Here is an 11,952-nt window from a genome sequence, read left to right as displayed (position 1 = left end):
CTGCGATTTCTAGCCGTTTAGCGAGATACCGTATCAGAAGTAAACCGCTGCTAAACGCTTATAATCGCTAATCTCATGCGTGTTGTATTAGCTACAATCAGCGGTTTACAGATCTTTCTAAAGCTATGCCCCGAAATGCAAAAACGCCCGCGCCAAAATCCCTTTGACGCGGGCGTTTCTCAAATTGTCGACTTCACGAAAGGTGAAACGACGTTAATTCCCCTGCGCCGTCTGGTCGACACGTGCGAGCTGCCACTGCTGTTGGCCCGTGGCGAAGTTTACGGCGACGCTACCCGTGGGCTGCAACAGTTGGTCCATTGAGGTTTGAAACGTGACATCCTGATTGGTATCGAACGACCATTGAGCTTGCTTGGTTTTGGGATTCAATGTGCCAATCACGTTGTGCGTCGTGTTGGTGAATGAATCGTAATAGACCCCACGAAGCTCGCCCGCATGATCGACTGCCAATTGCAGCATCACCGATGGAGGCGCATTTTGATTAGACGACAAGGAGTACGTTCCTAAGGTCATCCATTCTTGCGCATCGGGGGCGACGTTCGCCATCGACTGTTGAGGTGCATATTTATCAGAGCTTGCCTCATCTTCGGCGGCCTCTTCATAAGTAGTTGATTCTTCCGCGTCATCAACAGGCACATAGTAGCCAGCACCGATCCAGGCACCTACCGACGCCAAGCTTGCTACCGCGACGGCATCGGCATGTGGATGGGCGAATTGCCAGGCTTGCGGATGATCGGCATACCAAGCAGGCGAAAAGGGCTGATTCCGATTCTGGAAGTTGTTCTCCCGATCGCGAGCTACTTGTTGAACTTGACCATTGCGGTTTTCAAATCCTTGTTGCTTGATGGCGTTCGATAGATTTTGGTGATCCAAACCGCGGGTATCGATCGCGTTGTCAGCACCTGCTTGGAAAGCTCGATCCTGTTGGATCTGTCGGTCGCCGTTGCCGACTTGTGCCTGGGCGCGGAAGTTGCGATCACCGCGTGGAGCTGCACTTTGTCTCCCGCCCCCTCCGGCACCTCGACCGGCACCACCCCGTCCACCACCGGCACCACCCCGTGCAAAAACAGGGCTGGCAATCAAGGTTGCCAACACCACAAGCGTGGCCGCAACGCCCAATCGTGAATTCAAATAAGTCATAGTCAATCCCCCCAAGTTGTGTGGTATTCCGTGGCAATCCCTCTCCGTGGGAAGTCGCACGAACATGTGCGTTTGTGGATGAGAATCACCAAGGAAAAGTTGTGTGCCGCCAAAACTGGCGAGCCGAAAAGCCAGTGAATTCTAGGCCATATTTTCTGGCTAAGACGGCGCTCTGCTTGATGTTGCCGCTCCAACTCGACCAATGGGCGCAATCGTCAACACGTCATGCCGGAAATTCCGTACGACACGAGCCGCAGCAATACGTTGGCTAGCAAACTTACGCAGACCGTGGATTAATCCTCACGTCTGAGAGAAGATTGCTGGGGAAGATTGACGAGAAGAATTATTTGTCGATCCACTCAGCAGGTGGTTCGATTTCCGTCGCCACAGGGCTGCCGGCGTCCTTGCGCCCGCTCCCTTCAAAGCGGCTCGTGGCCCGCACGGTCATATCGTGTTCGCAAAGAATCTGGCAGCTCAGTCGTACGCCAGTAAGTCCCTTTGCCGCGAGGACATCGCGTTCGGCAACGGTCATCTTGTCGGGTTCCCCATCGACAAATTCGACTTTACAAGTCGTGCAGCGTGCCTTGCCGCCGCAGGCATGCAATTGGTCGATGCCCGCATCTTCGGTCAACGCCAGGACAAGTCGTTTACCCAGGGGGACTTCGACGCTGCAGACTCCGTCGACTGTAATTTTTGGCATAGTGGGGATCCTTTCGGGGATTTTGATGGGATTCACGGTTCCTGTTACCGCCGCGCCGGTCCAAGCGGGGGCATCGCTCGCAGGGAACGACTCCTCGGACGCTTCCTGAACGACGCCGACGACCGTGGGATCATCTTCGCAATGATGCTGCGCAGTAAAGCCGTTCTGCCTCGAGCCAATCCGCTTCGCCAGTGCCTGCGGGCTTACCCGCCTCTTCCCAAATGCGATAAGCCATTTTGCTAATGACTTCCGCCGTTGCTAGTGAGTGTTCCATGGCGTGATCCTCTCTGAAGTGTATCTGAGCCGCAACGCGCTAGTGTCGGGTTCCTTGAAAAGAGTGCAACTTGAATGCCAAGCGATATTAGCCATTAATCTGTGGCCAAGGCGGTTTCGGCTTCTAGTTTTTCTTGCATGGCATCGGTCGAAACTCGTTCAACGGTGTCTTGACGTCGCTCACGGCCGGCACTTTCGAGGCGACTGCTGACTGCAAACCCCATGGCAATCATTCCGATTGTTCCTAGCGCGATCAGAGCGTAGGGAACACCTCTTCCCACGCGTTGCAACCATGTCATCCGCGACAAAGTCTGCTCGACGTTAAGCAGTGATTTTGCGATGGCTTCCTGAGCCAATTGCTGTTTCGCCGCCAGGATTTTTGCCGGCGAAGGATAACGCTCGAGCGGATGGACACGCGTTGGCTTGAGCGCGTCGGGATCCTTTACAAACTTCAGCTTGTCGACCAGTTCGCAGCCGTGAACTTGCCACTTGCGAATCAGCAACTCAAAACCTTCGTCCGCGGATAAGGCTTGGTCGAACACCTCTTTTTCAAAGGCAATTACGAGCGCATCCGTTTTTCCCTCGCGGCCGATCGCAAAGCGACGTTTGAGCAGCATCGCATAAGTTTGAAATTCGGCCACTTCGTCAGTCGTCGGCTGCTGACGTCGTGGAAACACCAGATAGCGATAAGCACCCATTTTCAAACCTCGAGATCAATGGATCTTCGTGGAGTTTGAATCCTTAGTATTGAATTGTAGCACACAGTGGATGGTTGGCTCGGTTTGACTCCTCATCCTGTTTGCAAATCGACCACTAAAGTTTTAGCAATAAGGTCGTCGAGTGAACGTCGTTTCTTGCTCAATAAAATTGCAACCGCACCGCATACAGTCCAGACCTGAGCAATCCGGATCATAATTATTAGCCAGTCTGGCTTCAACTGCTTTGATGATTTTACCTCGATCGTACCAGCCCAAATAAAAATCGGAGATGGGCATAATAGACAATGTGTGAAGCGTACCAAAAAGAATTATGCCACCAAGTAGGATATCCGCTGAACTACGTAGCCATGCCTGTTTCCAAGTAATCTTTTCACCATTGAGTTGTAAGACACGAATGCCAATCGCATACTTGCCCGCAGTTTGGCCATAACGTCTATGACAGTAAACTTGGTAGCCATTCAGAATGACAAAGCGAACTAAATTAACAAGATAAGCCGAGGGCTTTGAAAATCCCTCCAGCCACCACGACAGGATAACCAGTGGAAAGAGAACGAGCCCATCAATAAGAACTGCCAACAGTCGTTGCCAAAAAGTAGCGTATGTCATAGCGTACTTATACAGTCGTCTAGCGACGACGCATAGCGAATTTATGTGTACGACTCATATCTAGCAATTAGCAGGAAATTCCTATGAACACAAATCTCGCGGAAAAACTTGTTGCTGATTTTGAAGCCGGCAAACTCACGCGTCGGCAGCTCGTGGCACGATTGATGGGGCTAGGAGCCGCCATGGCCATGACGGCGGACACCGCACTATCGCAAGAAGACACGAAATCAATAGCGCCGACGTTTCAGGCCACGGGCTTGCACCATATCGCCCTGGATGTGACCGACGTGCCGCGTTCGCGCGATTTTTATGCCGAGCATTTGGGACTGCGCGTCACCAACGGCGATGACAATGCACTGTTTATGGGCGCGGATGGCGAGTTCTTTCTGACACTGTTCCGTGCCGACAAGCCCCAGTTCAATCACTATTGCTACGGCATCAAAGATTTCGAGACTGCTTCGGCTGTGGCGAAACTGCGTGCGGCGGGTATTAATCCTCGCGAAACAGGGGGGCGGGTTTACTTTCCCGATCCGGACGGCATTGAAGTGCAGGTTGCGGGGGCAAGGTAAGAAATTAAGTATTTGACAATGATCCGAAAGGTTGCGGCGAACTGATTGCATTGCGACCAACGGCCCTTTAGAATCGTCACCGTGGGAAAGGCAAATCCCTCGACGACAACTTAATTGATGGTAGGCGGGAAGGAAGTGTTGGGCGTGATGACCAACGACTCTGAGCCTCAATCCCCGCGCAGCCTGTTCATTCAATTGCTGGACTCCGCGCAGGGTCGTCCTATTCAAGCGTGGCGCTTCGATAATCTTCCCTCGATCACGATCGGTCGCGCCGAAGACAATCATATTGCCATCGCCGATCAGCAAGTTTCGCGGCTACACGCCAAGTTGGTCTGGCAGGAGAACGGTTGGCTGCTCATTTCGCTGGGACGCAACGGCACGGTGATCGACAATCACCTTGTCTCGGAGTTCCAACTGACCGACCAAACAATCTTTCGCTTGGGAACCGACGGACCCATGCTGCGCGTGAGACTTACCGAGGCAGAGCCGACGCGCACCGAAACAATAAGTAATTTTGATCCGAGCATGATTGCGATGCTGGCGGTTGACGAGGCCCGGACACAAGAAGAAGTTCGCCACATTACCGAAGACGCCTTATTTCAAGGTCTGTTGGAGCAATCGCAGATTATGAAAGCTCGCAGGCGAGAATCGCCAAGCTAAAACATCCTTTCTCCGGAAGGGTTTCAACTCGTCTCCAAGGACCGTCTTTTGCCAAAAATTATTTCCACACACTCCTTTCGCGGCGGCACGGGCAAGTCCAATACGACGGCCAATATCGCGGTCCTCGTGGCGCGGGCAGGGAACCGCGTGGGCGTGATTGATACCGACATTCAATCGCCTGGCATCCATGTGATCTTTCAGTTGCCCGAGTCCCGAATAGTGCGGGCATTAAATGACTACCTGTGGGAACGCTGCCCAATCGAAGAGGCCGCATACGACGTGACCGAGTCGGCGATTGGCACGGCGGAGCCTGACGCGGAACGTCCCCGCATTTTTTTGATTCCTTCAAGTATCAAGACGGGTGAAATTAGCAAGATCCTGCGCGACGGCTACGACGTGGGCAAACTCAACGATGGTTTTCAAAGATTGCTCGAAGATTTGCGGCTTGATTACTTGTTCATCGATACCCACCCCGGCGTGAACGAAGAAACCCTGCTTTCGATTGCCATCTCCGATATTCTGCTCCTGGTGATGCGTCCCGACAGCCAAGATTTTCAAGGGACAGCCGTCACGGCCGAACTGGCACGCAGACTTGATATCCCCACCATGTTGATGGTGGTAAATAAAGTGCCGCCCGGCATGGATACGGTCCAACTCCGCGAGAAAGTAGAAACCACCTATCAGGCGGAAGTGGCGGCGCTCTTACCGATGAACTTCGAAATCGTCCGTCTGGCGAGCAGTGGAATTTTTGTCAATCGTTTTCCCGACCATCCGATGACGCTTGCGCTGCAGCAAGTGGCCGCACGGATCATGGCCTGATCCCTTAACAGAATTTAGCAATCGAGCCGGCAATGTCCACGAGCGACTCTGATGACCCGATCCAAGGGTTGATTGGCAACCTCAAGACTTCAGTCGCTCCGTTTCGCAAGACCTTGCAGGAGATCCACGCCAAGTATCGCGAACTGGATGAAGGTAAAGTTGCCGGCTACATTCCTGAGTTGGCCCTCGCGGACCGCAAGTGGTTTGGCATCTGCGTTGTGACGGTGGACGGCGATATTTTTGAAGTCGGCGACAGCCAACAACTCTTCAGCATTCAATCGGTGTCGAAACCCTTTGTCTTTGGCAAGGCGCTCGAGGATCATGGCCGCGAGGCGGTGCTCAAGAAAGTGGGAGTCGAGCCCACCGGCGAAGCGTTTAATTCGGTGGTGCTGGATGAAGTCTCCAATCGCCCGTTTAATCCGCTGGTGAACGCCGGCGCGATTGCCACGACCGATCTCGTTGGCGGCAAAGACTTTGCCGATCGCATCAAGCGGATCCTGGCGATGTTCAGCACCTACGCAGGTCGCGATTTGCACGTCGACAACGCGGTGTTTCTTTCCGAGCGGACGACGGGGCATCGCAACCGTGCCATTGCCCATTTGATGCTAAATTTCGGGATGGTCACGGAGCAGGTTCAAGACTCGTTGGAATTATATTTTCAGCAGTGTGGCATTTTGGTGCACGCCCATGATTTAGCCGTCATGGGAGCCACGCTTGCCAACGGGGGTATCAATCCCGTCACCAAGCAGCGGGCGATCGATCACGAATATGTCAAAGACATCCTGAGTATCATGCTTTCCTGCGGCATGTACGACTACGCCGGCGAATGGGCCTATCGCGTGGGCCTGCCGGCAAAAAGCGGCGTGGGAGGCGGTATCTGCGCAGTCGTGCCGGGCGTGTGCGGCATCGGCATTTTTTCACCGCCCCTCGACGAACGCGGCAATAGCGTGCGTGGCATCAAAGTGTGCCGCGAACTCTCCGAGCGTTTTGGTTTGCACGTATTCGAAGTCGGCTTTCAGGGCGAAATCTTGCAAGAGCAATTTCGGTTACGCCGATCGAGATAAGCTAATCCAGCAGCGCTTATTGGGCAATTGTTGAAATACGCGATCCTCTCAAGCGAAGCTGCAACAAGTTCGCCCTCGTTTCAGGGCGATAGGCCTGCGGCTATATTGGTTGGATTGGTGACTATGCCATCAATACTACTATCAAATTTTTCGTTCTCAAAAGTTGGCGGAAAAACCACGTATCTTAGACGCTTGTGCATGCAGCGTGCATAATGTTTTTTAGTGATATCGAAAATTTAACTTGCAACTGACCGTTGGTAGTGTAAAAATACCTGCGGTCAGGCTGGAGCATCTATGATCCTTACAATCATTGTGTTGATAGCTCTTTCCTATTCTGTTAGCAGTGGGGATGAAATTCCCCTCGACAAAATCTGGGCTCAAGATATGCCCGGAACAATGAATGTCTATGAATTAGAGGACCCAAAGTCGAATTACCCTTTGATGTCGGCGATTGTCAAAGCTCATCTCTCTAAGAATACTCAAGGCAAGGCGGGACAGGCTTTCGTTGTTCAGGGTATTGGGCTAGAAGCACTCAAAAACGCTAGTAAGATTATTGCCCGAAAACAGGAACTCTTGCACTCGCTACCCTTTGACACTGAAGTCTCGGTGATTTTCTTTTCTGTCCAAAGCGGTCAATACGTCCATCTAACAAAAGTGGAACGTATCCAGGGCACGATCAAGATTAGATATGAGTTTGTGCCTCACTACGAGAAACATTTCACAAGTCATGTCGCAATTATCCCGCTTGGGAAATTGCCAACAGGCCATTATCAGGTTGACATTGCCAATGAACCGTTTGCTCAGCGACTTATTGACAAGGGATTGGTTGAAGTCCCTGATGAGCAGAAGCTACCAAGAGTGAGTTCATCGTTTGACTTTACAATCGAATAGCATAGAGGGAATCACAATGCCGCTAAGTGCGCTCACGTTCTATCTTGTGTTTGCGGCCGGAGTTCCCTTTGCGGATGGCACCCGGCAATTACGCTTTCGCCGAGCGCGATAAGCTAATCCAACAACGCTTCATCCGCCGCGGCTTCGGCGATTTCGAGTGTCAACTCGACGTTAATTTCCACGCTTTTGCTAACGTCGGCTTATGCTAGGAACCAGGAACAATAACGAATGCAAGATTCTCTATCGATCTCACTGGTGTTGAAGCACAGGTTGCAGTTGAGCGGCAGCTTGCTGCCGGCTTTTCCCTTTCAGTTCAAAAGATTTGAACTGACTCACATTTGTTGCCGTGGTAGAATTGACTTGTAAACAATCGACATCCCTCCGCATGTAGGGGTTTATTCTATGAGCGTTGACGAACTGGAAAATGCCATCACGCAACTCTCCCCGACGGAGATGGCTCGTTTTGCGCAATGGTTCGATGAATACCGCGCCGATCAGTGGGATCGCCAAATTGAACAGGATATTCTGTCAGGGCGACTTGACTCTGTCGGCCAGCAAGCGGATGACGACTTTGAGGCAGGACGGTGCAGGCCACTATGAATCATCTGGCCACGCCAGAATTCTGGGCTCACTATCGTCAGCTTCCCGACGAGATGCGTAACTTGGAGGATAAAAACTTCGCTTTGCTCAAGCAGGACCCGCATCATTCTTCGCTACGTCTAAAGAAAGTGGGTGTATATTGGTCCGCACGTGTGGGGTTGAATTATCGTGCGCTTGCGAAGGAACGTTCTGAAGGATTAGTTTGGTTCTGGATCGGCCCGCACGACCAATATGAGCGTTTGCTACAAAGCTAAACGTTGCTCTCTAATCCAACAACGCTTCTTCCGCCGCGGCTTCTGCGATTTCGAGTGTCAACTCAATGTTGATCTCAACGTCTCCACTGGTGTAGATCTCATCATCCGCGGCCAAGGCTTGATCGATCTTGGCTTTCAACTCGCACGGGAGTTCGTCCTCGACCGAGTCATCGAAATCGTCTGGCAGATCGTTATGGTTTCTGAACATCACGGGCCTCACTCGGTTGACGCAAAAAGTTCTTATTCAAAGTATAGGCGATAACCGGTGTGATTTGCCCTGTGAAATTGGGTGCCACTGCTGGCTTGCCCAGCAGTGTCTTCACAGTACTCGGTATGCTAATCGTTACAACCGTCAACAACTCATCGCTTGCGGAATCGCTTGGCGGCTAGCTGCGTGAGCATTCGCACGGCACCGACGCTTTCCCGCCACGAGATTTTTGACTTTCCTCGGGTGCGGTTCGTGAACGTGATCGGCACCTCGGCAAACTTTGCCCCGGCAAGTTTCAGATGCCACAAGACTTCTTCAATGAAGGCATAGCCCGAGGAGTTGATCTCCTGCCAGGGCAGCCCCGCGAGCAGGCGGGTGGTGTACACGCGGTAGTTGCCGCTGAAGTCGGTGATCGGCAGGTCAAGAATTTTTTGCGAAAGTGAATTGATCACTTTGCTCATGACCCGGCGTTGCATCGGCCAGCCGACGATTTGCCCCCCCACGGTGTAACGCGAACCGATGACCACGTCGGCATAGGTGGCCGCTTGCAGTACCGCGGGCAGTTTGTCGGGGGGATGACTCCAATCGGCATCGAGCGTGACAAGATGACTGGCCCCGCGCTCGATGGCGGTTTGCATGAGCAGCGTGATCGCCGAACCAAGCCCCAGCTTGCCGGGGCGCTCAATGCACGAGAACCATTCTTCCTTCTCCGCGAACTCCCGACACCATGCCCCCGTGCCGTCGGGCGAATTGTCGTCGACGACCAGCACCTGGGTTTCGGGCAAGATCGTATGGATCAACGCCACCAGTCCGGGCAAATTGTCCAGCTCATTGTAAGTGGCCAAGCCAATCAACACCGCGGCGGGATCAACCATTGGCATGGGCGTGTGGCGAGCGTCCGCTGGGCGTTAACCAACCCGATGGGGCTTGTTGTTCGTTTCGAGGCTGCTGAACAACTGACGGAAGTTGCGGCTCGAAACAATCGTGGGCCCGGTGGTGCGTTCATCTTCGACAATCAGCACGTCGCCGAAATCCGCCGTTTCCACTTCTTCTTCCAATTGCGCGAAGGCAACCGGGTCTGCTTTCAACGCCACTTGTTCGAGCCGAGTGACTGGTTCCGCTTTGACCGGCGCCAAGAGTGCTTCTGACTCTGCTTGCAGCTCGCACATTTTGAGTTGTTGGGCAAAGGCCGTATCGATGCGGTTGATCACCTTGGGGGCGACGGCCAGCATTTGATCTTCGAATCCCATGTATTGATCGAAGACCACTTCCTCGGAAGCGAAATCCTCGTCGAACGGATTCCTGGCTAGCGGGGCCGTGTAGGTTTGGGCAATTGTACCGAGATTCTTGAACTCGTCGGTGATGGCCGTAGTACTGGGGAGCGAATCGAAAAATTCATCCCCGTCGCCGTAGGCTCCAAAACGAACACCGTTGATGGGGATCGAAGCGGGGAGTTCGTCGTCACTCTCTTCAATGGCAGGCGCACTGAATTCCACGGCACTGAGCGACAGTTCACCGAACTCAACGGGGCTGTTGAGTTCTTCGGTCGCGGTCAGATTCCAGGGGGCGGGAATCTGTTGCAACTCGGCCCAGGCTTGTTGCACGATGGCTGCATCAATCGGAGCGTAACCGGTTTCATTCACCAGCCACACAAGCTGATCGCCAATCTGGTTGATCAACCGGGGCACGCCATCAGTGGCGGTGAATATCGCTTCGAGTCCGTCTTGGGCATACAGCTTCGCGGGGTCAATACCGACGGACGCCACTTGGGCCCGTAAGTATTGGAAGGTTTCTTCGCGACCCAACGGAGCCAGATAGCAGCGATGAGCCAAGCGTTGTGAAAACACCTCGAGTTCTGGTTCAGCAAAACGCTCTTCCAGCGCGGCACAGCCGACCAGCACGAGGCCAACAAGCAATTCTCCCTTATACGATATATTCGTGAGCGCCCGGAGTTCTTCCAGCAATCGCGTGGGGAGCGAGTCGGCCTCGTCGACCAGTAGCAACAACTTGCGGGGCTTGCCTTCCAGGGGACGCAAGAATTCGAGCAGCGACAACCGCAAGTCTCCTTCTTCCAACTGGCGATAGGGCAAGCCGAGTTGGAACAGGATCGATTGTTGCAGCGCGCGGCGGGTGCAAAGCTGAGCACCAGCCAGCAGCACGGTCGTCATCTTATTCTCGAACTGGCGCGCGAGGACTTCCAACAGGAGCGACTTGCCGGTTCCCGTGCCGCCGATCAACAGGGCCGGGCCTTCGCCGCGCTCGATGCAGCGCGAAAGCCGACGACGTGCCTCTTCGATCACCGTGGCGGGGAAATAGCGATCCGGATCGGGGGCCGCGACAAAGGGTCTCTCGATGGTGTCGATGGGGGAACTCTCTTCCATGGTGCGCACTTCCTGGTTCACGATAGCGAACTCACTAGGTAACGGAGTGAACAATGCGTAGGGAATCTGCCTGGGACACTCATTCTCCACCATCGGCAATGCCGACGCGTGGCCTGCACCTCTGGGGTGTCAATTCGACTCAGCTTGACCCTCAATCTTTAACAGGGACAATGCATAACCGGTAATGTCTTGTTTAGCCGTACGATCCACGCGAGACGAATATGTTCCGCATCAAAATTTGTGGCATCACGAATCCTACTGATGCGTTGACTGCTGTTGATGCTGGCGCCGATGCGATTGGTCTGAATTACTATGCTGGCAGCAAGCGTTACGTGCCGCTTGTCGAGGCAAAAAAGATTGCCGACGCCGTGGGAAATCGTTCGCTGAAAGTCGGCGTGTTCGTTACTCAGTCAGCGGATGATTTAAATGAAATCGCGCGCGGTGTAGGACTCGATGCCGTCCAGTTGCATGGCGATCAACCTCCGGCTTATTTATTAGACGTCGCACCAAGCTTTCCCATCTTGCGCGTCTTTCGAATTGGCATGTCGGGCTTCATCAAAGTGAAAGCCGACCTCGTGATGTGCGAAAAGTTTGGCCGCGTCCCCGAAGCGTTGTTGATCGACGCCGTCGCGCCGGGGGAATATGGAGGGACTGGTCGTCGGCTTGATTGGGATAGCTTGGGTGACCGCATCGAGATCTTGAACTTTGATCGACCAGAGTCCATGAAGCTGATCTTGGCGGGTGGGCTGACTCCGGAGAACGTGGCCGAAGCGATTCGGGTCGTTCGGCCCTATGGTGTGGATGTCGCCAGCGGCGTCGAGTTGAGTCCCGGTCAGAAAGACCCCGACAAAGTGCGGGCCTTCATCGCGGCAGCGAAGCGCGGATTTGCCGAAATCGGGCGTTAATAGCGGCCTGTCGCTTGTCAGGGAAGCCCTTTGCCGGATAAACTCATACAACCGTTAAAGTTGTTAAAATCGGGCGGTTAGTAAGTCGGCAAGGAATCGACCGCTGCCCTGATCTTTCTATCCGTATCCTTAATGGAGATTTCCG

Annotated in this window: 16 protein-coding genes; 8 read left to right on the top strand and 8 right to left on the bottom strand. The window is 53.5% G+C overall.

The genetic code is table 11. From position 1 onward, the window contains the following. Nucleotides 1-213: 213 nt before the first annotated feature. The 5 genes from SH678x_RS17240 to SH678x_RS17220 form a co-directional block, all read right to left on the bottom strand. The gene (locus tag SH678x_RS17240; RefSeq protein WP_496919695.1) at nt 214-1,158 is read right to left on the bottom strand and encodes a hypothetical protein; all 945 of its coding nucleotides are present in this window, start codon (nt 1,156-1,158) and stop codon (nt 214-216) included. Nucleotides 1,159-1,501: 343 nt separating this feature from the next. After that, nucleotides 1,502-1,858: a 2Fe-2S iron-sulfur cluster-binding protein gene (locus tag SH678x_RS17235; RefSeq protein ID WP_496919694.1), complete on the bottom strand. Its 357-nt coding sequence runs from the start codon at nt 1,856-1,858 to the stop codon at nt 1,502-1,504. Nucleotides 1,859-1,988: 130 nt separating this feature from the next. After that, nucleotides 1,989-2,132, bottom strand: coding sequence for a DUF2934 domain-containing protein (locus SH678x_RS17230; RefSeq protein WP_496919693.1), 144 nt, complete (start codon nt 2,130-2,132; stop codon nt 1,989-1,991). A gap of 94 nt (nt 2,133-2,226) precedes the next feature. Beyond that, complete coding sequence (locus tag SH678x_RS17225; RefSeq protein ID WP_496919692.1) at nt 2,227-2,829, bottom strand: hypothetical protein; 603 nt, start codon at nt 2,827-2,829, stop codon at nt 2,227-2,229. Between the two features lie 123 nt (nt 2,830-2,952). Next, nucleotides 2,953-3,456, bottom strand: a complete 504-nt coding sequence (locus SH678x_RS17220; protein ID WP_496919691.1) for an RDD family protein — start codon at nt 3,454-3,456, stop codon at nt 2,953-2,955. A gap of 83 nt (nt 3,457-3,539) precedes the next feature. Between SH678x_RS17220 and SH678x_RS17215 the strand changes: the two genes are divergently transcribed. The 7 genes from SH678x_RS17215 to SH678x_RS17185 all read left to right on the top strand — a co-directional run bounded on the left by SH678x_RS17215 (nt 3,540) and on the right by SH678x_RS17185 (nt 8,313). Continuing rightward, on the top strand, nt 3,540-4,025 hold the full coding sequence (locus SH678x_RS17215) for a VOC family protein (protein WP_496919690.1): 486 nt from the start codon (nt 3,540-3,542) through the stop codon (nt 4,023-4,025). A gap of 147 nt (nt 4,026-4,172) precedes the next feature. Further along, on the top strand, nt 4,173-4,685 hold the full coding sequence (locus SH678x_RS17210) for an FHA domain-containing protein (protein WP_496919689.1): 513 nt from the start codon (nt 4,173-4,175) through the stop codon (nt 4,683-4,685). A gap of 48 nt (nt 4,686-4,733) precedes the next feature. Continuing rightward, nucleotides 4,734-5,504, top strand: coding sequence for a MinD/ParA family ATP-binding protein (locus SH678x_RS17205; protein WP_496919688.1), 771 nt, complete (start codon nt 4,734-4,736; stop codon nt 5,502-5,504). A 32-nt stretch (nt 5,505-5,536) separates the two neighbouring features. Further along, a complete protein-coding gene (glsA, locus tag SH678x_RS17200; protein ID WP_496919687.1) occupies nt 5,537-6,568 on the top strand; it encodes a glutaminase A in 1,032 nt (343 codons plus the stop codon). Between the two features lie 294 nt (nt 6,569-6,862). Continuing rightward, on the top strand, nt 6,863-7,459 hold the full coding sequence (locus SH678x_RS17195) for a hypothetical protein (RefSeq protein WP_496919686.1): 597 nt from the start codon (nt 6,863-6,865) through the stop codon (nt 7,457-7,459). Between the two features lie 402 nt (nt 7,460-7,861). Next, nucleotides 7,862-8,059 (top strand): hypothetical protein, encoded by a 198-nt coding sequence (locus SH678x_RS17190; RefSeq protein ID WP_496919685.1) that lies wholly within the window; start codon nt 7,862-7,864, stop codon nt 8,057-8,059. Beyond that, nucleotides 8,056-8,313 carry a type II toxin-antitoxin system RelE family toxin gene (locus tag SH678x_RS17185; protein WP_496919684.1) on the top strand — a complete coding sequence of 86 codons (258 nt, stop codon included), beginning with the start codon at nt 8,056-8,058 and terminating at the stop codon, nt 8,311-8,313. The genes SH678x_RS17190 and SH678x_RS17185 overlap by 4 nt, the downstream gene beginning before the upstream one ends. Before the next feature lie 10 nt (nt 8,314-8,323). Here SH678x_RS17185 and SH678x_RS17180 read toward each other — a convergent pair whose 3' ends face one another. From SH678x_RS17180 to SH678x_RS17170, 3 genes are all read right to left on the bottom strand, one after another. Beyond that, nucleotides 8,324-8,521: a hypothetical protein gene (locus SH678x_RS17180; protein ID WP_496919683.1), complete on the bottom strand. Its 198-nt coding sequence runs from the start codon at nt 8,519-8,521 to the stop codon at nt 8,324-8,326. Nucleotides 8,522-8,673: 152 nt separating this feature from the next. After that, nucleotides 8,674-9,402, bottom strand: coding sequence for a polyprenol monophosphomannose synthase (locus SH678x_RS17175; RefSeq protein WP_496919682.1), 729 nt, complete (start codon nt 9,400-9,402; stop codon nt 8,674-8,676). A gap of 27 nt (nt 9,403-9,429) precedes the next feature. Next, nucleotides 9,430-10,902, bottom strand: a complete 1,473-nt coding sequence (locus SH678x_RS17170; RefSeq protein WP_496919681.1) for an ExeA family protein — start codon at nt 10,900-10,902, stop codon at nt 9,430-9,432. A 221-nt stretch (nt 10,903-11,123) separates the two neighbouring features. On the opposite strand from SH678x_RS17170, the gene SH678x_RS17165 reads away from it, so the two are divergent. Next, entirely contained in the window at nt 11,124-11,807 is a 684-nt protein-coding gene (locus SH678x_RS17165) for a phosphoribosylanthranilate isomerase (protein ID WP_496919680.1), read from the top strand. Nucleotides 11,808-11,952: the final 145 nt, after the last annotated feature.

It is taken from the genome of Bythopirellula superficialaquae (assembly GCF_059632245.1).
This window is presented reverse-complemented; position numbering and strand designations above follow the sequence as displayed.

Excerpts from the sequence above, each read along its gene's own strand:
- SH678x_RS17240 (WP_496919695.1), bottom strand. The coding sequence starts at position 1,158 with ATGACTTATTTGAATTCACGATTGGGCGTTGCGGCCACGCTTGTGGTG.
- SH678x_RS17235 (WP_496919694.1), bottom strand. The coding sequence starts at position 1,858 with ATGCCAAAAATTACAGTCGACGGAGTCTGCAGCGTCGAAGTCCCCCTG.
- SH678x_RS17230 (WP_496919693.1), bottom strand. The coding sequence starts at position 2,132 with ATGGAACACTCACTAGCAACGGCGGAAGTCATTAGCAAAATGGCTTAT.
- SH678x_RS17225 (WP_496919692.1), bottom strand. The coding sequence starts at position 2,829 with ATGGGTGCTTATCGCTATCTGGTGTTTCCACGACGTCAGCAGCCGACG.
- SH678x_RS17220 (WP_496919691.1), bottom strand. The coding sequence starts at position 3,456 with ATGACATACGCTACTTTTTGGCAACGACTGTTGGCAGTTCTTATTGAT.
- SH678x_RS17215 (WP_496919690.1), top strand. The coding sequence starts at position 3,540 with ATGAACACAAATCTCGCGGAAAAACTTGTTGCTGATTTTGAAGCCGGC.
- SH678x_RS17210 (WP_496919689.1), top strand. The coding sequence starts at position 4,173 with ATGACCAACGACTCTGAGCCTCAATCCCCGCGCAGCCTGTTCATTCAA.
- glsA (WP_496919687.1), top strand. The coding sequence starts at position 5,537 with ATGTCCACGAGCGACTCTGATGACCCGATCCAAGGGTTGATTGGCAAC.
- SH678x_RS17195 (WP_496919686.1), top strand. The coding sequence starts at position 6,863 with ATGATCCTTACAATCATTGTGTTGATAGCTCTTTCCTATTCTGTTAGC.
- SH678x_RS17190 (WP_496919685.1), top strand. The coding sequence starts at position 7,862 with ATGAGCGTTGACGAACTGGAAAATGCCATCACGCAACTCTCCCCGACG.
- SH678x_RS17185 (WP_496919684.1), top strand. The coding sequence starts at position 8,056 with ATGAATCATCTGGCCACGCCAGAATTCTGGGCTCACTATCGTCAGCTT.
- SH678x_RS17180 (WP_496919683.1), bottom strand. The coding sequence starts at position 8,521 with ATGTTCAGAAACCATAACGATCTGCCAGACGATTTCGATGACTCGGTC.
- SH678x_RS17175 (WP_496919682.1), bottom strand. The coding sequence starts at position 9,402 with ATGCCAATGGTTGATCCCGCCGCGGTGTTGATTGGCTTGGCCACTTAC.
- SH678x_RS17170 (WP_496919681.1), bottom strand. The coding sequence starts at position 10,902 with ATGGAAGAGAGTTCCCCCATCGACACCATCGAGAGACCCTTTGTCGCG.
- SH678x_RS17165 (WP_496919680.1), top strand. The coding sequence starts at position 11,124 with ATGTTCCGCATCAAAATTTGTGGCATCACGAATCCTACTGATGCGTTG.